At 70.2% G+C, this 22,288-nt stretch carries 14 protein-coding genes and 2 pseudogenes; 4 read left to right on the top strand and 12 right to left on the bottom strand.

Features of this window, described 5'->3' with window-relative positions; translation table 11 throughout:
* The first annotated feature begins 544 nt into the window (after nt 1–544).
* Together ACFY4A_RS11630 and ACFY4A_RS11625 are read left to right on the top strand one after the other, a co-directional pair.
* Nucleotides 545–2,365, top strand: a complete 1,821-nt coding sequence (locus ACFY4A_RS11630) for an endonuclease/exonuclease/phosphatase family protein (protein ID WP_390829225.1) — start codon at nt 545–547, stop codon at nt 2,363–2,365.
* Between the two features lie 83 nt (nt 2,366–2,448).
* A pseudogene (locus tag ACFY4A_RS11625) lies at nt 2,449–2,628 on the top strand (transposase); the annotation flags it as partial.
* A gap of 2,003 nt (nt 2,629–4,631) precedes the next feature.
* On the opposite strand, the gene ACFY4A_RS11620 reads toward ACFY4A_RS11625, so the two are convergent.
* The 5 genes and pseudogenes from ACFY4A_RS11620 to ACFY4A_RS11600 form a co-directional block, all read right to left on the bottom strand.
* Nucleotides 4,632–5,333 carry a TMEM175 family protein gene (locus ACFY4A_RS11620; RefSeq protein WP_390829224.1) on the bottom strand — a complete coding sequence of 234 codons (702 nt, stop codon included), beginning with the start codon at nt 5,331–5,333 and terminating at the stop codon, nt 4,632–4,634.
* 560 nt (nt 5,334–5,893) lie between these two features.
* Nucleotides 5,894–8,644: an alkaline phosphatase family protein gene (locus tag ACFY4A_RS11615; protein WP_390829223.1), complete on the bottom strand. Its 2,751-nt coding sequence runs from the start codon at nt 8,642–8,644 to the stop codon at nt 5,894–5,896.
* A gap of 4 nt (nt 8,645–8,648) precedes the next feature.
* A pseudogene (locus ACFY4A_RS11610) lies at nt 8,649–8,811 on the bottom strand (ABC transporter permease); the annotation flags it as partial.
* A 48-nt stretch (nt 8,812–8,859) separates the two neighbouring features.
* The gene (locus tag ACFY4A_RS11605) at nt 8,860–10,698 is read right to left on the bottom strand and encodes a phospholipase C (RefSeq protein ID WP_390829222.1); all 1,839 of its coding nucleotides are present in this window, start codon (nt 10,696–10,698) and stop codon (nt 8,860–8,862) included.
* A gap of 254 nt (nt 10,699–10,952) precedes the next feature.
* Nucleotides 10,953–11,108, bottom strand: coding sequence for a hypothetical protein (locus ACFY4A_RS11600; RefSeq protein WP_390829221.1), 156 nt, complete (start codon nt 11,106–11,108; stop codon nt 10,953–10,955).
* Between the two features lie 363 nt (nt 11,109–11,471).
* Between ACFY4A_RS11600 and ACFY4A_RS11595 the strand changes: the two genes are divergently transcribed.
* Complete coding sequence (locus tag ACFY4A_RS11595) at nt 11,472–12,863, top strand: MFS transporter (RefSeq protein ID WP_390829220.1); 1,392 nt, start codon at nt 11,472–11,474, stop codon at nt 12,861–12,863.
* Nucleotides 12,864–12,919: 56 nt separating this feature from the next.
* Here the strand turns inward: ACFY4A_RS11595 and ACFY4A_RS11590 are convergent, their stop codons facing one another.
* From ACFY4A_RS11590 to ACFY4A_RS11565, 6 genes are all read right to left on the bottom strand, one after another.
* On the bottom strand, nt 12,920–14,860 hold the full coding sequence (locus ACFY4A_RS11590) for a helix-turn-helix domain-containing protein (RefSeq protein ID WP_390829219.1): 1,941 nt from the start codon (nt 14,858–14,860) through the stop codon (nt 12,920–12,922).
* Between the two features lie 80 nt (nt 14,861–14,940).
* On the bottom strand, nt 14,941–15,735 hold the full coding sequence (locus ACFY4A_RS11585; RefSeq protein ID WP_390829218.1) for a 3-hydroxybutyrate dehydrogenase: 795 nt from the start codon (nt 15,733–15,735) through the stop codon (nt 14,941–14,943).
* Between the two features lie 54 nt (nt 15,736–15,789).
* Complete coding sequence (locus tag ACFY4A_RS11580) at nt 15,790–16,269, bottom strand: NUDIX domain-containing protein (RefSeq protein WP_390829217.1); 480 nt, start codon at nt 16,267–16,269, stop codon at nt 15,790–15,792.
* Between the two features lie 77 nt (nt 16,270–16,346).
* The gene (gene lnt / locus ACFY4A_RS11575) at nt 16,347–17,957 is read right to left on the bottom strand and encodes an apolipoprotein N-acyltransferase (RefSeq protein ID WP_390829216.1); all 1,611 of its coding nucleotides are present in this window, start codon (nt 17,955–17,957) and stop codon (nt 16,347–16,349) included.
* Nucleotides 17,958–18,029: 72 nt separating this feature from the next.
* Nucleotides 18,030–18,572 (bottom strand): hypothetical protein, encoded by a 543-nt coding sequence (locus tag ACFY4A_RS11570; protein WP_390829215.1) that lies wholly within the window; start codon nt 18,570–18,572, stop codon nt 18,030–18,032.
* Between the two features lie 105 nt (nt 18,573–18,677).
* Nucleotides 18,678–19,460, bottom strand: coding sequence for a glutamate racemase (locus tag ACFY4A_RS11565; RefSeq protein ID WP_390829214.1), 783 nt, complete (start codon nt 19,458–19,460; stop codon nt 18,678–18,680).
* A gap of 16 nt (nt 19,461–19,476) precedes the next feature.
* Here ACFY4A_RS11565 and ACFY4A_RS11560 point away from each other — a divergent pair, with 16 nt between their 5' ends.
* The gene (locus ACFY4A_RS11560) at nt 19,477–20,700 is read left to right on the top strand and encodes a glycosyltransferase (protein WP_390829213.1); all 1,224 of its coding nucleotides are present in this window, start codon (nt 19,477–19,479) and stop codon (nt 20,698–20,700) included.
* Between the two features lie 12 nt (nt 20,701–20,712).
* Here the strand turns inward: ACFY4A_RS11560 and ACFY4A_RS11555 are convergent, their stop codons facing one another.
* Entirely contained in the window at nt 20,713–22,104 is a 1,392-nt protein-coding gene (locus ACFY4A_RS11555; protein ID WP_390829212.1) for a TerD family protein, read from the bottom strand.
* Nucleotides 22,105–22,288 lie beyond the last annotated feature (184 nt).

Here is a 22,288-nt window from a genome sequence, read left to right as displayed (position 1 = left end):
AAGTGGGTTCGATTGTCAGATGTTGTCAGGGCCCCGTCAAGAACTCTGCGAGGAATGCGCAACCATCCTGCGGCATCCGTGAGTTGGGCGGATTGACGTGGTGCGTTTCGCCCGGGATGGCCGCCTTGAAATCCCCGGGGACAGCGCCAGGCCGGTCGACCCCGGCACCGGGGCCGAGATCAATGGGCCACTGCGGACCAGGACGTTGGTCGTGCGGTCATGGACAGCCGAAGATGCGGGCACACCCCAGCGGTCCGGGCCCGCGGACCCGTTCCAATTCGGCGACAAGTCGCCGGGCGCCGTCGCCGTCCCGCGTTCGTTGCCGTCAGCGCCGCCGTCATCGTCGTCGGCGCACTTCCATCAGACGCGCTGTTTGGTGCACGCTGTTGCGGCGCACGCAGAGGTGACACGCGTAGAACACCTGTCAGTTGCCCGGTGGAAACCTGACGACTTTACAACATCTGTGCCGCCACGGCGCGTTCCCCCGAGACGCGCGGGAGCGGTGCTCGCGACCCGTCCCTTCCGCCTCGCGAAAGGCACCGTCATGAAGTCTCACTTCAGATCCCACCGCCCCTCGCGCACTGGCCTGTTGACGGCCACCGCGCTCACCAGCGCGCTGACGGCCACGTTGCTTGCCTTGCCTGCACCGGCGTCGGCTGCCACCGTCACCATTGCCACCGTGCAGGGCAGTACGCGCAAATCACCTTACAGCGGGCAGACGGTGACGGTCAGTGGGATCGTCACAGCGATCCGCTCCACCGGGTCCTCGCGCGGCTACTGGATCCAGGACCCCGTCGGCGACGGCAACCCGGCCACCAGTGAGGCCATCTTCGTGTACACCGGGTCCTCCGCGCCTTCCACCAAGGTCGGCAACAAGATCACCGTCAGGGCCGTTGTCTCCGAGTACTACCCGGGCGGTTCCTCGGCCGGCGGACAGTCCCTTACCGAGCTGACCCAGCCCCAGATCCAGTCGACCGCCTCCACCGGCAACCCCCTGCCCGCCCCCATGGTGCTCAACGCCGCATCGATCCCCGCCGTCTACGCCCCCAGCGGCAACCTCGAGAGCCTCACGCTGGCCCCCTCCAGCTACGCCCTCGACCTGTACGAGTCGCTGGAGGGCATGCGCGTCCAAGTCGACAACGCCCGTGTCGTCGGGGCCAGCAGCCAGTACAACGAGCTCTTCGTCACCACCAAGCCGGACGAAAACCCCAGTCCCCGCGGCGGCACCGTCTACGGTTCGTACACCTCGCAGAACACCGGACGCGTCAAGATCATGTCGCTGACCGGTGCCTTCCCGACCGCCGACGTCGGCGATGTGCTGGGTGGCAGCACCGCGGGCCCGCTCGACTACGACAACTTCGGCGGCTACACCATCCAGGCCACCACGCTGGGCATGCTCACCGACAACAACCTCGCCCGTGAGACGACCCGGGCCAAGACCGCGGGCGAGCTGGCCGTCGCCACCTACAACGTGGAGAACCTGGACCCGACCGATCCGCAGTCCAAGTTCGACCGGCTCGCGGCCGGCATCGTCACCAACCTCTCCTCGCCCGACATCGTGGCCCTGGAGGAGATCCAGGACAACAACGGCCCCATCAACGACAGTGTCGTGGCCGCCGACGAGACCTACACCAAGCTGATCAACGCGATCACCGCGGCTGGCGGCCCGACGTACGCCTACCGCCAGATCAACCCGGTCGACGACCGGGACGGCGGCGAGCCCGGCGGCAACATCCGCGTCGGCTTCCTCTATAACCCCGCCCGCGTGGGCTTCACGGACCGCTCCGGCGGCACCTCCACCAACGCGGTGTCCGTGGTCAACAACGGCGGCACCGCCGCGCTGTCGTTCTCGCCCGGCCGGATCAACCCCACCGACTCCGCGTGGAGCAGCAGCCGCAAGCCTCTGGTCGGTGAGTTCACCTTCCAGGGCAAGACGGTCTTCGTGATCGCCAACCACTTCACGTCCAAGGGTGGCGACCAGCCACTCGACGCCCGCGTCCAGCCGCCCACCCGCAGCTCGGAGACCCAGCGCGCCCAGCAGGCCACCCAGGTCAACAGCTTCGTGAAGCAGGTCCTGGCCGTCCAGCCCAGCGCCCGGGTGGTGGTCCTCGGCGACCTGAACGACTTCGAGTTCTCCGGCACCCTGTCCACCCTGACCTCGGGCACCGGCCTCACCGACCTGCCCGCCACGCTCCCGGCCGGGGAGCGCTACACCTATGTGTACCAGGGCAACTCCCAGGTCCTGGACCACATCCTGACCAGCCCCTCGCTGTCCTCGTACGACTACGACATCGCCCACATCAACGCCGAGTTCGCCGACAAGGCCAGCGACCACGACCCCCAGATCGTCCGTCTGATTCCCTGACGGCTTCAGTGCATTCGACGAACGCCCACCTGGCTCCCCAGGCGGGCGTTCCGTCGTTTCCGGGAGGTGCCCTCAGGGACTGACTTGCCGCGGTCCTGACCTCCAGGCCCGGCATCGGGGTCAGGACCGCAGCCAGGATCCTCATCGATGTCGGTGACGGCAGCGGCTTCGCCGGCGCAGGGCACCTGGCCGCCTACGCCGGCCCGGCGCCCCCACCCGCAGATCCCGGAACACGCTGCATGCGGCAGGATCAGCCGGATCGACGCCGCGGGGAAAGGGACCAATCCGCCAGGCAGGGAGTGAAGCTTTCGGTGACAACGATCAACGTCGTTGTCACGCGACTACCGTTGCCCGGTGGAGTGCGGCCTCAGCTCGCGTAGAATCGAACGTGTGAACGATTCGCCGCTGGACCTGCCTCGCCTTGATTCGGTCAGTTCCAGAAGGTTCAGTTGATGCCGTTCGCGGCGCTCATCGTGTTGGCGGCCTTCGAGTCGTGCTCGGAGGAGAACAGGTGACGCCCGCCGGGACGGCTCGGTCGGCCCGGCGCCGCGGGGTGAGAGAGAGCGCTGCCGTGGCGGCGGCGAGGGGGATGACCATGTGGTGAAGACGCGCGAGTGCCCCGTTTCCGAAGATCGATGATCTTGAGGCTGTATGCAATCACCCTGACATGGCAACCCAGCAGGTCAATCCAGCCTACGGCGCCTTCACCCACCAGCCGCCCAAAAATTTACCTAAAACCTATTGACTCGGAACACGGAGTGCGATTGGTTGTTTATACGCCATAACACCGAAAAGGTTACAAAGTCGATCAGGACGTCTAGTCGGCGGAGTGACTTCGACAGGATATGGTCTAGGCCCCCGGCAAGCCGGCGCGATACCGAGGCGACAGTGACGACTGAAGCTTCAGGACACGTGCAGCACTACCGGGGACTGTTTTTTGCCCTCGAAGCCGTCGCACATGCCTGACCACAAACCGCGAAACGCCCCCGCTTCCCTGCCACCAGGCAGGGAAGCGGGGGCGTCCGCAGTGTCACAGCCCTGACATCACGCTGTCGGGGCCCGGCGAGGCCACAGACGGTTCAGACATCGCCCTCGGCGTCTTCGTCGACCGGCGTCCAGTCCGGCTCATGGAACAAGCCCTCGTGCTGCGGCTGAGGCGCGACCGGCCTATCGCCGGGCGCCGACGCGCGTGCTTCCCGCCCTGCGTGGGGTCTACGGAATTCCTCCTCGTGGACTTGAGCGCCGCGCGAGACCCGAGAGATCGCGGTAGGGCGCGAGCGTGTACGTGCCGCGGAGCGCGACTTGGAGGAAGCGCTACGCGCCGACCAGGACCATCGCACAGCACACCAGATGAGGATCAGACTCAGCGAGTGGATCGATCACAACTGAGTCGGCCGTCGCTGAGCCTGGCCCCGCTTGGGGTGGAACAGCAGCGCCGTACCGCAACCCCAGCAACCACCCCCGTCCGGTAGCGTCCCCCGGGGCCGTGCAGCGGCCGGTGTGGCCGTCGCTGACCGATCCGGCTATAGCTACGGATCAGATGTCGTCCGTGCCCCATCCGTGCCCGATCGTGCGGGGAGCCGAAGGGAACCACGGTGGCTGGCGGGCATCGCGCAACCCAAGGGCCCCTGACCGTTTCGCCTGGTCAGGGGCCGTTCACAACGGTATACGGGAAGGAACCGTCGCCGACGATGCCCAGGACCGGTGTGCCGGGGCACCCTAGTGCCCCGGCAGGCAACGTTTGCCCGTTGAGGAGCGGCGTCCGGTGCGTGCTCTCGGCGTGCCGACCGGAAGTCCTCGTACTGGGCGTACTTGGGCTTTCGGGCGGTGCGGCGAGAGTGCGTGCCGGGCGTCGCGACGGGGCGAACGTTGCCTGTTGGGGCACTAGTTGGACGCCGATGGCGGCGGACATGCCGAAGCCGAGTCCTCCGTCGCCGGGGCCGAAGAACTGTTCCGGCCGAATGACTGGCAGGCCACAGGGGCCGCCTTGATGACGGGGCATCGCCACACCGCTGTGGTGTCGTCCGTCATAACCTGAGGGACGATGTCGACGATCACTTCCGGGCTCAGGTGGGCCCCCGGCCCGGCTCAGGCCCCCAAGCGGTGCAGGCGCCTGGCGGTCCGTCTGCGGGAGCGTGTCAAGGAGTTGCTGGCTACCGCATCATCCCTGCCGGGTGTTTCGCGGCTTCTACGGCCACTCTGCCTCCGAGTGGCCCATCCTACGCGTCCCTGGAGGCGCCAGACCCTGGGAGAGGGTCAGGACGCGTTAGACCGCACCGCCACGACCTCCCTCGTCGGCATGGGTCCCTGGATCAGGAGAGCCGTCCCGGCCACCGGGCAGACCTTCGCTGGTGACGAAGTAGAAGACAGGGAGCATGACGAACACCGCGATCGCCAGCAACGGTGCGACGAACACCCCAAGGAGGCCGGCGACGGTGTAGGCAACGGCTCCAGCCCAGGAACGAACCTGTCCGTGCCGTACGTACGTGTCCTCCACGTCAGGGTCCAGCAACTCGGGTCGGCGGGCGATCTGTTGGTAGAAGGCCACCCAGCTCAGGCACATCGCTGCGGCGAGGCCGGCGTAGAGAGCGACGGCCACCCGCGCGTCGGAGTCAGTAGGGTCGGTCTGCAGTGCGTTCGCGACCACTGCGGTGGGGAAGGAAAGCGCCGCCGTGGTGAGCAGTAGAAACAGGTTGGCAGCATGTAGTCCGCGGTCCATGGCCCTGATGCGCACGAAGGCCTGATGGTGGTTGAGCCAGATCACCGAAACATAGCCGAAGGACGCCAGGTAGCCGAGGTAGGCAGGCCACTGAGCCAGCAAAGCCTGGCCAAGGCCGCCCGGCTTGTGCGGCGGATCAGCGAGATTGAGGGCCAGAAGCGTGACGGCAATGGCGAAGACACCATCGCTGAAGGCCTCAGCCCGTGTGGTCTCAGAACGAGAGAACTTGCGAGGGTGGATCCCGGACAAGCTGGCTCCTGAAGTACTTGGTTCATGTCTGATTCGTGCGGTTTTCGTCGCCGGCGTCCTCGAGGGCTCGAGCCGTCCGGCAGAGCTTGAGCCAACCACATCCAAGCGAGGCCCTCTGGCGGTCTCGATTGCGTCTGCCTCTCATCGTGAACGATTAGCCCCACTGCATCGACGACACCGGCTTCGTCAAAAAGGGCACCACCTCGGCCGGGATGCAGCGCCAGTTACCGGACCGCCCCTTCAACGAGTGGAGTCGTCGCGCGTCCTGGACGGGTGCGCCGTAGGGCAGCAGACGGACCCGCCCCGGACTGCTCTGAGGCATCCCGACTTCGTCAGGGCCGCTCCCGCCCTCCCCGGCACCACCCGGATCAGGTGGCCCCAGCTCCAATGACCTGCTGCGACAGGCCCCAGGCGGCGGTCTCTCACCTCCGCCCGAACCACAGCGCCTCACGGCGCGAGCCGTTGGTTGGACACTCCCTGGTTTCTCGCTGTCCTCAGGCAGAAGAGACCCCTGGCCGGCGATGATGCCGGCCAGGGGCCCTTGACGCGATGAGCCTGCGTCAGCCGTCGGACTCCGACGACGGGATGTAGGCGCCGGGTACGTCGTTCGGCGCGTAGATCTTGTTCTCGCCGGGGTACGGCCTGGTCCAGTTGTGCGTCTGGTACCAGGTGAAGTGGTTCATCTGCGCCGGGTTGGCGAAGTCGGGCACCGCGTTGGGTCCGGTCAGCCGCTGCTTGGACTTCCAGGCATCCCACTTCGCCGCGAGCGCCTGCTCGTCCGCCGGCACCTTCGTCGATGGCGCGGCCGCCGCACTGGGGTTCTGCGGCGCCGGGGTGTCCAGGCCGCAGGAGGGCGACGTCTTCAGACCATCGGTCAGCGAGGTCCGGTTGGCCAGCGCGGTGAACGGCGTGTTGTTCGCGTTCTGGGTGAACGCCCCGAACATCGGGGTGGCCGCGCTGTCCTTCTGGTTCATCGGGTGGATCCCGAGGATCTGCTCGATGGTGCGGATCATCGTGATCTGCGAGTAGTAGTGGCTGTCGACCTTGCCGTGCTGGGCCCAGGGGCTGATGATCTGGATCGGGGCACGGTGGCCGTCGACGTGGTCGAGGCCGGCCTGGGAGTCGTCCTCGACGACGAAGATCGCCGAGTCCTTCCAGTACTTGCTGTGCGAGATCTCGTCAACCATTCGGCCGACCGCGAGGTCGTTGTCGGCGACCTGGGCGGCCGCGTTCGCCGGACCACCGGTGTGGTCGTTGGAGAGCCAGAACATGTTCAGGTTCGCCGGACCGTTCTTCTCGAAGTCCTGCTTCCAGATCTCCTCCTTGTAGATGTCCGGGACGCTGGTGTCGAACTTCGGGAAGCCGGGCACCGACACATCGTTGAGCGACGGGATCGCCGAACCCGTTTGAATGGGGTAGGCGGTCTTCTGACCGGTTGCCTGCATGTTCTTGGTGTCGCAGTACAGGTTCTGCCAGCTCGCGCCGGACGGCTTGCTCTCGATCGACTGGAACTCACCGTAGTCCTTGACGGACTTGCCCGCCGCCTGCGCACCGGTCCAGACGAAGCCGGACTTCTGGTGGCCGAGGGCGTCGTCCTCGGTGTCGTAGCTGCGCGCGTACTCGCCCGCCGAGGACTCGGTGTACTCCGGGTCGTCGGCCTGCATCAGCCAGTTGTGACCCTCGGCGGAGTTCGTGCCGATGTCGTACGTGTTGTCATAGAGACCGAACTGCTTGGCCAGCGCGTGCTGGTTCGGCGTCACGTTCTCGCCGAACTGCGTCAGCGACGGGTCGCCGTTGCCCTGCGGCATGTCACCGAAGACCTGGTCGTAGGTCCGGTTCTCCTTCACGATCAGGAAGACGTGCTTGATCGTCGAAGGGTCGCCGAGCCGCAGCGGGACCGGCACCGGCTTCGCGTCGCCCTTGCCCTCGCCCAGCGTGACCGAGCCGCCGTTCCAGCCGTTCTGCTTGAAGACCTTGCCCGTCTCGGACCTGATGACGCTGTCGTCCGGCAGCGTGAACTGCGTCAGGCTCGACGTCGTGTCGTGAGTACCGTGCCCAGCCTTGCTGGGGCGGCGGGCGTCGATACCCCGGGTGTTGGAGACGACCACGCTCTTGCCCACGGTGGCGATCTCCGCGGGGAAGTAGTCCGTCGGAAGCAGACCGACGTAACTGGCCGGCTCCTGCGGGGACGTGTACCGGTAGACGGCGACCGCGTTGGCGCGGCCGAGGGTCACCAGCAGGTGCCCGTCGTCGGTGAGCGTCACCGCGTTGGGCTCGTAGCCGACCGACGCCTCCGGCCACGGCTGGGTGGCGATGGTCTGCACGACCTTGTCGTTGGCGGTGTCGATGACCGACACGTTGTTGTCGGCGGTGTTGGTGACGAACACCGCCCCCTTCTTGGCGTACACCGCGGTCGGGTGCAGACCGACGTCGATGCTCCCGACGGCGGCGGCCGGGTCCGCCAGGTCGATGACGCTGACCGTGCCGGTGGTGGTGGCACCGGTGTCCGGGTCGGCCGGCACCTGGGTGCCGTAGGAGTTCAACGTGGTGTCGCCGGCCTTGGCCGGACGCCCGCCCTCGTTGCTCACGTAGAGCTTGTCGCCGACCATGGCGATGCCACGGGGGGCGTTGCCCACGGTCCAGCTCTGCTTGATGGTCCCGGTCGCCGCGTCGATGGCGACCACCCGGTTCTGGCCGTTGACCGCGGAGTACACGGTGGAGCCGTCGGCCGAGAACACCGCCGCACCCACCAGTGCGCGCTTGGAGCCGTCGGCCGGGATCGAGATGGTCGCCGGGTCGGAGAGGGTGCCGTCCGGGTTCACGGTGAACTTGGTGTAACCGTCGGCCTGGCCCAGCCACAGCTGCGAACCGTCGGGCGAGTACGTCGGGCCCTCCTGCCCGACGGCGTTGCTCTTGATGCGTAGGTCGTCGTTCGAGGCGGTGCCAACGCGCTGCTTCACCTGCCCGGTCTTGAGGTCCATGACGACCAGCGCCGCATCACCGTCGGCGACCGAGGCCGCGAGGTGGGTGCCGTCCGGGCTGACCGAGGACGACATGATCTTGCCGTCGTTGATGACGGTACGGCTGCCGTACGGGGCCAGGTACTGGTCGCTGGAGATGACCTGGCCGTCAGCGGTGACCTGGCCGACCTGCTGGGTGCCGAACTGGTGCGTCTGGGCAACAGCGGTGCCCGTGACGGCGAGGGCGACAGCGATACCCGCCGTTACCAGAGTGGTCCGGCGGCCGACGCGTCTGCCGAAAAGGCCGGTCTGCTCCTTCTCGTTGATCCGACGCTGCCGTATTACCTGCATTGAGTCATCCCTTCGGGGTGGTGGAAAGCAACTCGACGTCGCCGTCGAACTGCCAGAGCGGGGTTCGGTGCGTCCCCGGTCGGGGTGCGCACCAGGAAGTAGCCGTTCACTGCCTTCGGTCCGTCGCCGTCGGCCACGAACCGGCCGTCCGCGGTGACGTCGAGCTGAGCTCGCTGCCTTCGGAGGACCGCACCGAGCCGGTCATGCCGCCGGCGTCAGAGGCTGCCGCGCTGCCTGCGGCGCAGGGTGAGGTGGGTGCCCGTGGCGCCTGCGGCGAGCAGGGCACCCGTGGCGAGGCCCACCGGGAGGGTGGGGAACTGCGAGGTGCCGGCGGTCGCGGCGGTGTTCTGCATCGCCGGGCCCGGGGTGATGCTCGTGGAGACGGGCGCCACCTGGTGGATGGGGCCGACCGACTTGACCGAGCCGTCCGTGTTCAGCAGCACCTGCTTGTTGTTGGGGTGCCGGAAGTCGAGCATGCCCTTGAGGGAGCCGGCGGTGGCATCGAAGGAGTGGTCACCGACGCGGCCGGTGTGCCAGTTGTCCTCGATGAACCGGATGATCGACGCTTGGTCGGTGAGGGTGTGATCGACCTTGTTGACCTTGCTGTAGGGAGAGACGATCAGCAGCGGTTGGCGCTGCCCGGGGCCGCAGCGGTCGGCGTAGCCGCCGGACGCTTTCGGGCCGGCCTGGCAGGCGGGGCTGTCGGTGGCCTTGCCGTTGGAGCCGAGGGCGGTGTCGGTGGAGCCGTTGCGCGGGGGGACGTAGGCGTGGTCGTACCAGCCGTCGGAGTCGTCGTACGCGATCACGATCGCCGTCGACTTCCACTGCGGAGAGCTCTGGATGGCGTTGATCTGGTCGACGAGGAAGTGCTGCTCGTCGATCGGGTCGGAGTAGGCAGCGTGGCCGTCCTGGTACTCGGGGGCCTTGACGAAGCTGACGGACGGCAGCTTCCCCGCCTTCAGGGCGGCGTCGAAGTCGGTCAGGTCGTAGTTGTGGTTGGCCTGACCGTTGTGGCCGATCTCGTCGACGTTCTCGGGCGGCAGGTGGTGCGGGTTGGACGTCGACTTGTAGTACTCGAACGGCGAGTGGTGCGGGCTGTAGTCGACGACGGAGGCGCCACCGATGTTGGTGTGCGTGGTGTCGCACTTGGCATAGTGGTCCTGCTGCCCGTCCCACGCGGTCGAGGGACGGAAGCCGCCCTGGAACCAGCCCCAGGTGACGTGCTTGGCGTTGAGGACGTCTCCGATGTTCTTGCCGTGCATGGCCGCCAGCGCGTTGGTGCTGGTGTGGTCCTTGCCGGAGCAGTCGTCGTAGGCCGGATCGGGGTCGTTGATGACCGTGCCGACGCCGTTCGCGTCCGGCGACTTGACGGTGTAAGCGTCTGGGGTCCGGGTCTGCCTGGGGTTCTCGCTGCCGGTGGAGGGGTCCACGGACACGACGCCGTGCGTCTGGCCGGAGATCAGGTTGAGGGCGCCGGGCGTGGAGGGACCGTAGACCGAACTGTAGGAGCGGTCGCTCATCGCGTAGTTCTGGGCGTAGTTCCACAGTGCGGTGACGGTGTTGCCGTCGTAGTAGTCCATCACCAGCCCGGGCTCGCCGAACAGGCCCCCGGAGCACTTGTTGACCTCGGTGTTCTGGACGTACTGGTCGGCCTTGCCGCCGTTCGCGGCGTACTGCTCGGGTCCGTAGGAGTGGCTCTGGTCACAAGTCATCGCCTGCGCCGGAGCGAGTCGCCTGGGCAGGTACTGGTTGGGGTTCTTCGTCAGGAGCCCGGCTTTCGCCAGGGTGTCGATGTTCTTCGGCGTCTTCTTCGACGCGGTGAACTTCGTGCCGTCGGAGTTGGCGGCTTTCGGGTATGTGGCGAAGTAGTGGTCGAAAGAGACGTTCTCGTCGAAGAGCACGACCATGTGCTTGATCGGCGTGGCGGTCGAGGAGTGGCCGGCGGGTGGGGCGGCCGCCCATGTCGGCGCGCTGCTGCCCAGCACCGCGAGCGCGGCCGCGCCCGCGATCGCCCCCAGGCGCCGGATCGTTGCTTTTCTTCCGTTGTCGGACATGCCAGTTCTCCTCCGAAACACAGATGGTGATGCGCGTACGGTTCGGGATGCTCGGCCGGACAGCGGGCGGCCCGGCGGAGCCGCAATGGCCCAGGAGTGAACAGGCGGTCAGAAAAGCCCCGTCAAACCTTGACCGTGTATTGACCCAGGTGACTGCCGAGTTGTTCAGGCAGGCTCAGGCAAGCAGGGCGCGCCCGTACCAGTCCGTGGCATCCCGTACGCCGGGCAGCGCGAACGGAAGGCGGGCATGTTGGTCAGGCGCCGGGGTTTGCGGGCGGCCAGCCCGAATCGGTCGCCGAGCAACGAGGCGCCAAACCGACGGTCACGGCCGGCTGCCCGTCGGGCAGCCGCTCGCCGAGGAGCCGGAATCGGCGGGTGCCGACCAGGCCGAGCAGGCACACCACCAGCACGGCGGCCAGTCCTGGGCGGCGGGCCAGGCCCTGTAGCCGCTCAGGGTCCGCGCGTGCGGAAGCTCGGAAACCACGGCGAACGCGCCGAGGTTGCGGGAGATGTCCGAGTTCAACGCACCGTAGTCAGCACCAAGTCGGCACGGGGTCAGCAAGGCCACCAAATCACCTCTAACTACGCTTACCGGACGGTGCTCGGTTCGGCTCTCTTCGAGCCCCAGAACCACCGCTCCACGGGCGGGCATGGTGGCCGCACGCATAGCCACTCGCCAGACTATGTTGGTTCGCCACATGTGCGCCTGACGTGCGCTTTCCTACCGTGTGCCGACACGTACCGTCCCCACCGCACACGAGGAAGTGGCGTACATGGCCTCCCCGACCACCTCTCCCCCACCCCCGGCGAACCTCCCCCGCATCGTCGCCGCCAGCCTCATCGGCACGACCATCGAGTGGTACGACTTCTTCCTGTACGGCTCGGCTGCCGCGCTCGTGTTCAACAAGCTGTTCTTCCCGGACTCGGATCCGCTGGTGGGGACGCTGCTCTCGTTCCTGACGTATGCGGTCGGGTTCGCGGCGCGGCCGCTGGGCGCGCTGGTGTTCGGGCACTACGGTGACCGGCTGGGTCGCAAGAAGCTGCTGGTCCTGAGCCTGCTCATGATGGGCGGGGCCACCTTCGCGATCGGGTTGCTGCCCACCCACGCGACGGTGGGCTCCGCGGCTCCGGTGCTGCTCACCGTGCTGCGTCTGGTCCAGGGCTTCGCGTTGGGCGGTGAGTGGGGCGGGGCCGTGCTGCTGGTGTCCGAGCACGGGGACGCGCGGCGGCGCGGGTTCTGGGCCTCCTGGCCGCAGACCGGGGCGCCCGCGGGGCAGTTGCTGGCCACCGGTGTGCTGTCGCTGCTGACCGCCGTGCTCTCCGACAGCGCCTTCGGCAGCTGGGGATGGCGCATTCCGTTCCTGCTCTCCGGTCTACTCGTCGTCGTCGGTTTGTGGATTCGTCTCTCCGTCGATGAGTCGCCCGTGTTCCAGCAGGCGTTGGCGCAGGCCGAGGGCCGCAAGGCGGCGGAAGCGGCCGGGGACCGGACCGAGAAGCTGCCGCTGGTGTCCGTGCTGCGGCATCACTGGCGTGATGTGCTGGTGGCGATGGGGGCGCGTATGGCGGAGAACATCAGCTACTACGTGATCACCGCGTTCATCCTCGTCTACGCCACCACCTCCGCCGGAGTCTCCAAGCAGACCGCGCTCAACGCCGTGCTGATCGCCTCCGCGGTGCACTTCGCGGTGATCCCGGCCTGGGGTGCCCTGTCGGACCGGATCGGGCGCCGGCCGGTGTACCTGCTGGGGGCCGCCGGGGTCGGCCTGTGGATGTTCCCGTTCTTCTGGCTCACCGACACCGGCGGCTTCGGCTACCTCATCCTCGCGGTCACTGTGGGCCTGGTACTGCACGGGGCCATGTACGCCCCGCAGGCGGCCTTCTTCGCCGAGATGTTCGCGACCCGGATGCGCTACTCCGGCGCCTCCATCGGCGCCCAGTTCGCCTCCGTCGCCGCGGGCGCGCCCGCTCCGCTGATCGCCACCGCTCTGCTGTCCGACTACGGCAGCTCCACCCCGATCGCCTTGTACGTGATCGCTGCGGCCGTACTGACACTGATCGCCGTGGGAGTGGCCAAGGAGACCCGGCACCGCGACCTCGCCGACGTCGAGGCCTCCGCGGGCGCCAAGACAACGTCCGCCCGCGCCGCCGGCGCGCGTACCGTCTGATCCCCGCCCGCTCCCCTGGTCCGGCCGGCCCCCGTACGCCCGCTCGCGTACGGGGGTCAGCTCCGCGCCCGTGCCGACAAGCGGTGCAGGCGCAGGGCGAGTTGGATCTCCAGGGCGCGGGCCGGGGTCTGCCAGTCCTGGCCGAGCAGCCGGCCGACGCGCTCCAGGCGCTGGGCGACGGTGTTCACATGGACGTGCAGTGCGTCCTTGGTGCGGGCCGGGCTCGTGCCGCAGGCGAAGTACGCCTCCAGGGTGCGTATGAGTTCCGTGCCGCGCCGCTCGTCGTAGGCGACGACCGGGCCGACGGTGCGGTCGACGAAGCCGGCGATGTCCCGGTCGCCGGCCAGCAGCAGGCCGAGGAAGCCGAAGTCCTGGGCGGCGGCGCCGTCGCCGGTGCGGCCGAGCAGCCGCAGGGCGTCGAGGCAGCGCCGCGCCTCCTCGTAGGCGGCGGCGACGGTTTCGGGGCGGGCGGCCAGGTTCTCGACGGGGGCGGAGGCGCCCACGGTGACCGCCTCGTGCACCCCGGTGCCGAGGTGACGGGCGGTGCGGCGGGCCAACTGGGTCGCGCTGTCCCCGCGGCGCAGCGGCAGCAGCAGGACCGTGCCGCCGTCGCGGGCGGCGGCCAGGCCGTGCCGGGTGGCGGCCAGGTGAAAGGCCGCCGACCACAGGCGGTGGCGGGCGGCGGCCTCCTGCTCGGCGTCGGCGGACGGGGCGTCGAGGCGGGCGGCGAGCACGACGTGCGTGGCGTCGAGGTCGGCATGCAGCCGGGCTGCGCGGTCGCGCAGCAGGCGGGGATCGCGGTCGCGGGCGTCCAGGAGGTCGTCGAGCAGTTCGCCGCGGACGCGCTGTTCGGCCTCGGCGGCGGACCGTCTGGCGAGCAGCAGCAGCGAGGTGACCATCGCGGCCCGCTCCAGCGTGCGCTGGTCGACGGGGTCGAGGCCGGGGTGGCCGCGCAGCACGAGCGCGCCGAGCAGCTCGCCGCCCGCGGCGACGGCGGCGATCCAGTCCGGGCCGTGCGGTACCGCGTGTCCCTCGGCCCGGGAGGCCTCCAGGGCGTCGGCGGGTGCTGCGGCGGCCTCGGTGAACTCGACGGTGCCGTCGAGCACTTGGGAGACGGCGGCGGCCACGTCGTGCACTCCGCCGCCGCGCAGGACCAGTTCGGCGAGCCGGTCGTGGACGTCCGAGGCGCGCTCGATGACGCCGCTGCGGTCGCGGATGATCTCATTGGCCCGCTCCAGGCCGGCGAGGGCCGAGCGGGTCTCGGTGAGCAGGTTGGCACTGTCGATGGCCGCCGCGGCGAGGGCGGCGAACGAGCCGAGCAGGGCGATCTGCTCCCGTTCGAAGACGCGGGCCCGCCGGTCGGCAGCGAACAGCACGCCGATCACCTGTGGTCCGAGCATGAGCGGCACGCCGAGGATCGCGACCAGGCCCTCGTCCCGCACGCCCGCGTCGATGGTTCCGGTGTGCTGGAAGCGGGCGTCCTTGAAGTAGTCGTCGGTGACGTAGGGGCGGGCCGTCTGCGCGACCAGACCTCCCAGCCCCTCCCCCATGCCCAGGCGCAGTTGCTGGAAGCGGGCGGCCACCGAGCCCTCGGTGACGCGCATGTAGGTGTCGCCGCGGGCGGGGTCGTTGAGGGTGAGGTAGGCCACGTCCGTGCCGAGCAGCGAGCGGGCTCGCTGCACGATGGCCTGGAGCACCGCGTCCAGGTCGCGCAGGCCGGCCAGGTCGTGCGCGGTCTCGAACAGCGCCGACAGCTCCGCCTCGCGGCGCCGTCGGCCCTCCAGTTCCGCGCGCACGCGCAGGGCGAGCAGTCTGGCTTGTTCGAGCGCGTCGATCCACTCGGCCGGCCGGCCCTCGGCGCGGGCGAGCAGCACCGGCTGTTCGTAGGCGGCGGTGGGCGCGCCCCGGGCCAGCAGCTCGAGAAAGGGCGTCTCGGCACTGCCGGCCGGAGTCCTGGCGGCGGGGCGCCGGGCGGACTGCACGTGATCGCTGGACATGCCCACAGGATCACCCATCGGCCGGTCCTCTCGTGGAGCCTGTGGAAAACCTGGATGCGGACAGGGACCGGGGCGGTCGGTCAGTGCGCGGTCCAGCCACCGTCCAGGACCAGCGAGGTGCCGGTGACGAAGGAGGCCTGCGGGCCGCACAGGTACGCCACGGCCTCGGCGACCTCCTCCGGTTCGAGCAGCCGTTTGACCGCGCTGTCCTTGAGCAGCACCTCGGACAGCACGCGCTCCTCGGAGATGCCGTGGGCCCGCGCCTGGTCGGTGAGCTGCGCCTCGACCAGGGGCGTGCGCACGTAGCCGGGGTTGACGCAGTTGGAGGTGACTCCGTGCGGGGCGCCTTCGAGCGCGGTGGTCTTGGACAGCCCCTCCAGGCCGTGCTTGGCGGCCACGTAGGCCGACTTGTAGGCGGAGGCGCGCAGGCCGTGCACCGAGGAGACGTTGACGATCCGGCCCCACCGCTGCCCGTACATGTGCGGCAGGGCGCCGCGGATGAGCCGGAAGGGTGCCTCCAGCATCACGGTGAGCACGGTGTGGAAGACCTCGGGCGGGAACTCCTCGATGGGGCGCACCAGTTGCAGCCCGGCGTTGTTGACGAGCACGTCGGTCCCGGCGGCCGCCCGCTCGGCGGCGTCGAGATCGGTGAGGTCGAGCACCAGCGGTTCGAGGGAGCCGGCCAGTGCGCCCGCCCGCTCGGCGAGCGCGTCCAGTCCCGGCGCGTCCCGGTCGACGGCTCTGACCCTGGCCCCGGCGGCGGCCAGCCGCAGCGCGCAGGCGCGGCCGATGCCGCCGGCGGCGCCGGTGACGAGCGCGGTGCGGCCGCCGAGGTCGAGCGAGGGGGTGTGCGGAGCGGGGAGCGGCGAGGTCATGGGGTGACCCTAGGCAGGCCGCCCACCGCACCACATATGGGCAGGGCCCATACTTCAGTTCAATTCCGTGGGGTTGAACCACGTGGGTGCATCGGACATGGCCTGCTTGATCCGGAACAGGCCGAACTCGTTCAGGTCGGGCAGCGCGTCCACCGCGAACCAGCCCACTTCCAGCGACTCGTCGTCGTTGACCCGTGCCTCGCCGCCCACGGCACGGCAGCGGAAGGTGATGTCCATGTACTGACAGATGTCGCCGTTGCCGTAGGTGACGGGGTCCAGCGCCTGGACGAGTACCACCCGCTCGGCGACGCAGTGCACCGCGGTCTCCTCGTGGACCTCCCGCACGGCGCAGGCGGCCGGCTGTTCGCCCGGATCCGGGATGCCGCCGATCACCGACCACCTGCCGGTGTCGGAACGGCGGCCCAGCAGCACTCTGCCGTCGTCGTCGAAGACGATGGCGGTGACCCCGGGCAGCCACAGCAGCTGGCTGCCGGCCGAGGCCCGGATGGTACGGATGAAGTCGGGAGTGGCCATGGAGCCGACCCTAACGGGCTGGTGCCCCGGCTATGGCGCGGTCCGGGGCGTCCGGGGGGCGTACGTCCGGCGTACGGTTACACGTTCCGGGCGCGTCGCCCGCGCAGTCCGGCACCGACGGCCCAGCCCAGGCCGCCGGCCGCGACCAGGACCAGGGCGATCTCCGGCAGGGTGCCCAGCCGGGTGGCGGGCGTCTCGGAGGAGCGCAGCGGCACCTTCTGGACCAGGTAGCCGGGCACGAACATGCCGGTCTTCTGCGTGATCCGCCCGTCGGGCATGATGATCGCGCTGACGCCGCTGGTCACCGGGACGGTGACGGTACGGCTGTGTTCGACCGCGCGGATCCGCGACATGGCGAGCTGCTGGTAGGTCATCTCGCTGCGGTCGAAGGTCGCGTTGTTGCTCGGTACGGAGATCATCTGCGCGCCGGATGTGACGGTGTCGCGCACGGCCCAGTCGAAGGCCGCCTCGTAGCAGGTGGCCAGGCCCACTTTGGCACCGTCGACGGTGAACACGCCCGGCTTGTCGCCGCGGCTGAAGTCCTGCCGGACCATCGAGGTCCAGTCCTTGTTGATCGCCCCGAGCAGCGGGCGCAGCGGCAGGTACTCGCCGAACGGCTGGATCTGCCGTTTGTCGTACGTCTGGGTGGGCCCCTGGAGCGGGTCCCACAGGATCTGCTCGTTGAACAGTCCGCCGTCCCGGTCCACGACGCCGCCGACGGAGACCGGCACCCCGACCGCCCTGGTGGCCATGCCGATGACGGCACGCGCGTCGGGGTTGACGAAGGGGTCGATGTCGGAGGAGTTCTCCGGCCAGAGCACGAAGTCCGGCTTGGCGGCCTTGCCCGCCTTCACCGCCTGAGCCAGCCGCTCCGTCTCACGCGCGTGATAGTCGAGGACCGCACGCCGCTGGGCGTTGAACTCCAGGCCTGCCCGGGGGACGTTTCCCTGGACGACGGCGACGGTCGCGGTGCCGTTCTCGGCCTTTTCGCTCACCAGGGGCCGGGCGGCCACCGCGCCCACCACCGGTACGGCGACGCTCAGCAGGGCCGCCGCCGCGGCAGGACGCCGTACCGCTCCTCCGCGCCGCGCTCGCACCACCAGGCGCACGGCCTCGCACAGGCCGAAGCCGCACAGGACGACCGCGAAGCCCAGCACCGGGGTGCCGCCCACCGCGGCCAGCGGCAGGAACACGCCGTCGGCCTGCCCGAAGGCGATCTTGCCCCAGGGGAAGCCGTGGAACGGCACGCGTGCGCGTACCGCCTCGCCGGCGATCCACACGGCCGCCGCCCACAGCGGCCAGACGGGCAGCCGGGACACCGCCGCGACACCGGCGCCCACCAGCGCGACGAAGACCGCCTCCACGGCGACGAGCGCCAGCCACGGACCGGCGCCGACCTCCACGCCGGTCCACACCAGCAGCGGCAGCAGGAATCCGAGGCCGAAGAGATAGCCGAGACCGAGGGCCGCCTTCCAGGTGCGCCCGCGCAGCACCCCGCCGAAGATCGCGAAGGCGGGCAGGGCCAGCCACCACAGGGGGCGCGGGGGGAAGCTCAGATAGAGGAGGACGCCCGACAGGGCCGCCGCGGCGGCGGGCACGAGCCGGAGGAGTCTCGCACTCCAGGGCGCGGGCGCGGCCTGCGGTCGCAGCCGGTCCGACTCGTCGACGGAAGTTGCGGTGACGGTCACTCCGGGAGTGTACGGCCGGTCGTCTTCCACGGACGATCAGGCCGGTCGTCTTCCACGGGCTGGTCGGGCCGGTCAGGCCCGACCGGGGGCCGACGGGTGGAGGCGGTCCCTGATCACGTGCACCGCCGTCTCTGCGTTGTCGATCGTGATCGTGAACGTATGGCCGTCCCACAGGCGCAGCACGAGGCCCTCGCCGCGCCGTACGACGACCGCGGTTCCCTTCTCGGGCCGCCACCGGTAGCCCCAGCCGCCCCAGTGGCGCGGGGTGACGTGGGGGGCGAACTCGGCGCCCGCGACATGGGCGAGCGGGATGCGGCGGCGCGGGAGGCCGATGTGTCCGCAGCGCACCTCCAGCGACTCGTGATCGACCCGCACGGCGACGTGCACGAAGGCGAGGGTGCCGAAGAGGACCAGCAGCCCGGCCGCGATGCAGCCCACGACGGACATCACCAGCGGGGCGATGCCGGAGGTCCAGGCGGAGTCGACGGCCAGCTCGATGCCCAGTGCCATGCAGGCGGCGCCCGCGAGCGCCAGCAGCCACTGCATCCGGTTGGTGGCCCGTCCGGTCCACACCTCGGGATGGGAAGTGTTCTCGGGGTGGAGGTCGTCCCTCATACCCACGAGGTTACTCAGGTTTCCCTGCGCGGGTAGCGCGTAGCACAGGGTGACGGGACCGGGCGGCCGCCCCCGGACGGGACTCGTCCGGTGGCAGGCCCCGGGTCAGCGGACGGGGGCGACCTGCTGGAGGAGGCGGCCTTCCGCGTAGGTCAGGGCCGGGGTGGGCAGGACGCCCTCCCGTCCGTTCAGCAGCACGGTCACGTCGCCCTCGGCCGGGCCCTCCGGTTCGGGCCGGGCCCCGATCCGGCGCAGTGCCTGGGCGGCGACGGCGCCCGCCGAGCCGTGCAGGGCCGGCGGCGGGCCGTCCGGGTGCCGGACCGCGGCCCGGATGCGGTCGGCCACCAGTTCGTAGTGGGTGCAGCCCAGGACGACGGTCACGCCCGCCGGGGTGAGCTCGGCGGCCGCTGCGACGGCCTCGTCGATCGCCGTCTGGTCCGCGTGCTCCACGGCCTCGGCGAGGCCCCAACAGGGCACCTCGGTGACCGGCACACCGCCGGCGAAGTCGCGGATGAGGCCCTGCTGGTAAGGGCTGCCGGTGGTGGCGGGCGTCGCCCAGATGGCGACGGGCCCGCCGCCGGCCGCGGCCGGTTTGATCGCCGGCACCGTGCCGATGACCGGCAGGTCCGGTTCGAGAGCGGCCCGCAGGGCGGTGAGCGCGTGCACGGTCGCGGTGTTGCAGCCGACGATCAGGGCGTCCGGGCGATACGCGGCGGCGGCCTCGGCGACGGCCAGGGCGCGCGCGGTGAGGTCCTCCGGCGTGCGCGGACCCCACGGCATGCCCGCGGGGTCCAGGGAGAGCACGAGATCTGCGTCGGGACGCAGCCGCCGTACCGCGGCGGTGGCCGCCAGCAACCCGATCCCGGAGTCCATGAGCGCGATCTTCACCCGGCCACGATAGTCGATGCCCTCGAACCGGCCGCCCTGGGTGGGGCAGACTGCGCGGGTGAGCGTGATCGAGTGGAGTGCCGTCGGATCACTCGCCGCCTGGCTGTGGCTGCTGCTCGGCCAGGGCTTCTTCTGGCGTACGGACGTCAGGCTTCCGCCCCGCGAGGACCCGGCCCCGGACGACTGGCCGTCGGTGTGCGTCGTCGTCCCCGCGCGGGACGAGGCCGCCGTCCTGCCGGAGACCCTTCCCTCCCTGCTCGCCCAGGACTATCCGGGGCGGGCGGAGGTCTTCCTGATCGACGACGGCAGCCGCGACGGCACCGGGGAGTCGGCCCGCGAACTGGCGCGGCGGCACGGCGGGCTGCCGCTCACCGTGGCCTCACCGGGCGAGCCGCCCGCCGGCTGGACGGGCAAGCTGTGGGCGGTACGGCACGGCATCGGCCTGGCACGCGCGCGCGACCCCGCCTACCTGCTGCTGACGGACGCCGACATCGCCCATGCCCCGGACAGCCTGCGCCATCTGGTGGCGGCGGCGCGCACCGGAGGCTTCGACGTCGTCTCGCAGATGGCCCGGTTGCGCGCGGAGAGCCGGTGGGAGCGGCTCGTCGTACCGGCCTTCGTCTATTTCTTCGCGCAGCTGTACCCCTTCCGGCGGATCGGCCGCCGGGGCGCGCGGACGGCGGCGGCCGCGGGCGGCTGCGTGCTGCTGCGCGCCGAGGCCGCCGAGCGGGCGCGGATCCCGGACGCGATCCGGCAGGCGGTGATCGACGACGTGGCCCTCGCCCGGGCCGTCAAGGCCGGCGGCGGCCACATCTGGCTCGGGCTCGCCGAGCGGGTGGACAGCGTGCGCCCCTATCCGCGACTGCGCGACCTGTGGCGGATGGTCTCGCGCAGCGCCTACGCGCAGCTGCGTCACAACCCGCTGCTGCTGCTCGGCACGGTCGCCGGGCTGGCGCTGGTGTACCTGGTGCCGCCGGTGGCGCTGGCCGTGGGCCTGGTGGCGGGCGACGCGGGCGCGGCGCTCGCCGGTGGTCCGGCCTGGCTGGTGATGACGGCTACGTACGTCCCGATGCTCCGTCACTACCGGCAGCCCTTGTGGCTCGCTCCCCTGCTGCCGTTCACCGCGTTCCTCTATCTGCTGATGACGGTCGACTCGGCGGTGCAGCACTACCGGGGCCGCGGTGCGGCCTGGAAAGGCCGCACCTACGCACGTCCGGACGCCGTGCCCGACGAGGGGTGAGCGGGTGACCGTTCACTTGCGGCCGGGGGTCCAGTTCATGCCCCAGCCGTAGGCGCGGTCGATGGTGCGCTGCGGACTCACCCCGCGTTCGGGCACCAGGTAGCGGGCCTCCCGCTGGACCACGAGATCGCCGCCGATGTTGCTGATCAGGGCGAGTGCGCACACCGTGGAGGGCACCGTGCACTCGTCGAGGGAGAAGTCGACGGGAGCGCCATGCTGCGGCTGGAGGGTGACCGTGGCGTGCAGATCGGCGAAGGAGCGGGCGCCTTCGTAGATGGTCACGAAGACGAGGATGCGGCGGAAGTCGCCACTGTGGTCGAGGTTGATGGTGAGGTTCTCGCCGTCCGCGACGGCGCCGGTGCGGTCGTCGCCGTCCAGGTGGATGTACGGCGGCCGGTGCAGCGCGCCGAAGGCGTTCCCGAGGGCCTGGACCACGCCCTTGCGGCCGTCCGACAGTTCGTAGAGGGCGCACAGGTCGAGGTCGAGGTCGCTGTGCATGGCCGCCGCCCGGCCGCGCTTGCTGCCCCAGCCGGAGAACTGTTTGCGTACCTGCCAGTTGAGGTTCACGCGCATGGCGCCCCCGGTTCCGCCCTGCTTGGTCAGCGACACCGAGGGGGCCGCCTTGGTGAGCGTCACCTTGCTCAGCCGGACCGGGGCCGCGGCGGGCGCGGGCGTGACGGACGCGGGTGTGCCGTACGGGGACGCGGGTGTGCCGGACTGCGGCCTGGTGACCGGGGGTGCGGCCGGCGGCGGGAGGGGAACCGGCGGGCCCACCGGCGGCGGGGGCGTCGACGGGAAGGGGGCCGGCGCGGGCGGCGGCGCCATGCCGGGTGTCCGCGTGCCGGGTGCCGGCGGGGCCGGCGCCGGGGGCGGCGGCGTGTGCTGCGGCTCGTCCACGGTGATGCCGAAGTCCGTGGCCAGGCCCTCGAGTCCGCTGCCGTAGCCCTGGCCCACGGCCCGGAACTTCCAGGCGCCCTGCCGACGGTAGAACTCGCCGAGCACGAACGCCGTCTCGACACTCGCGCCGGTGCTGTCGAACCGCGCGGCCACCGTGCCCCGAGCGGTGTCCCGGACCTCGATGTAGAGGCCGGGCACCTGTCCGAAGGAGCCGCCGTCCGCGGAGGCGGCGAGCACCACCTTCTCGACCGAGGGCTCCACGCGCGCGAGGTCGACGAGCAGGGTGTCGGTCACCTGGCCATCGAGGGTGTTCTTGCCCTCGTGCCTGACCGCGCCGGAGGGGTGGGCCGGCTGGTTGTAGAAGACGAAGTCCGCGTCGGAGCGGACCTTTCCGCCCGCCAGCAGCAGCGCCGAGACGTCCGCGTCGGGGACGCCCGGACCGCGGCGCCAGCCCACCTCGACGCGCAGGGCGGTGGCGGGCACCGGCGTGTTCGACCCCTTCGGCATGGACATCTCTTCGCCCCCATCACGTGTCGGACCGGCCGTGCCCCGGCAGTCCGTCGGCTCGCTACCCGACCAACCTAAGCCCGGTGACGCCGAACTCCCATGAGAAGCACCGGAACACGCCTGGCCGACCGCCGGTAACCCGGCCTGAGGATCGGCTTATACACCATCCGATCCCTGCCCGGCG

Origin of the sequence: Streptomyces sp. NPDC001292, assembly GCF_042896465.1 — a bacterium.
GTDB lineage: Bacteria > Actinomycetota > Actinomycetes > Streptomycetales > Streptomycetaceae > Streptomyces.
This window is presented reverse-complemented; position numbering and strand designations above follow the sequence as displayed.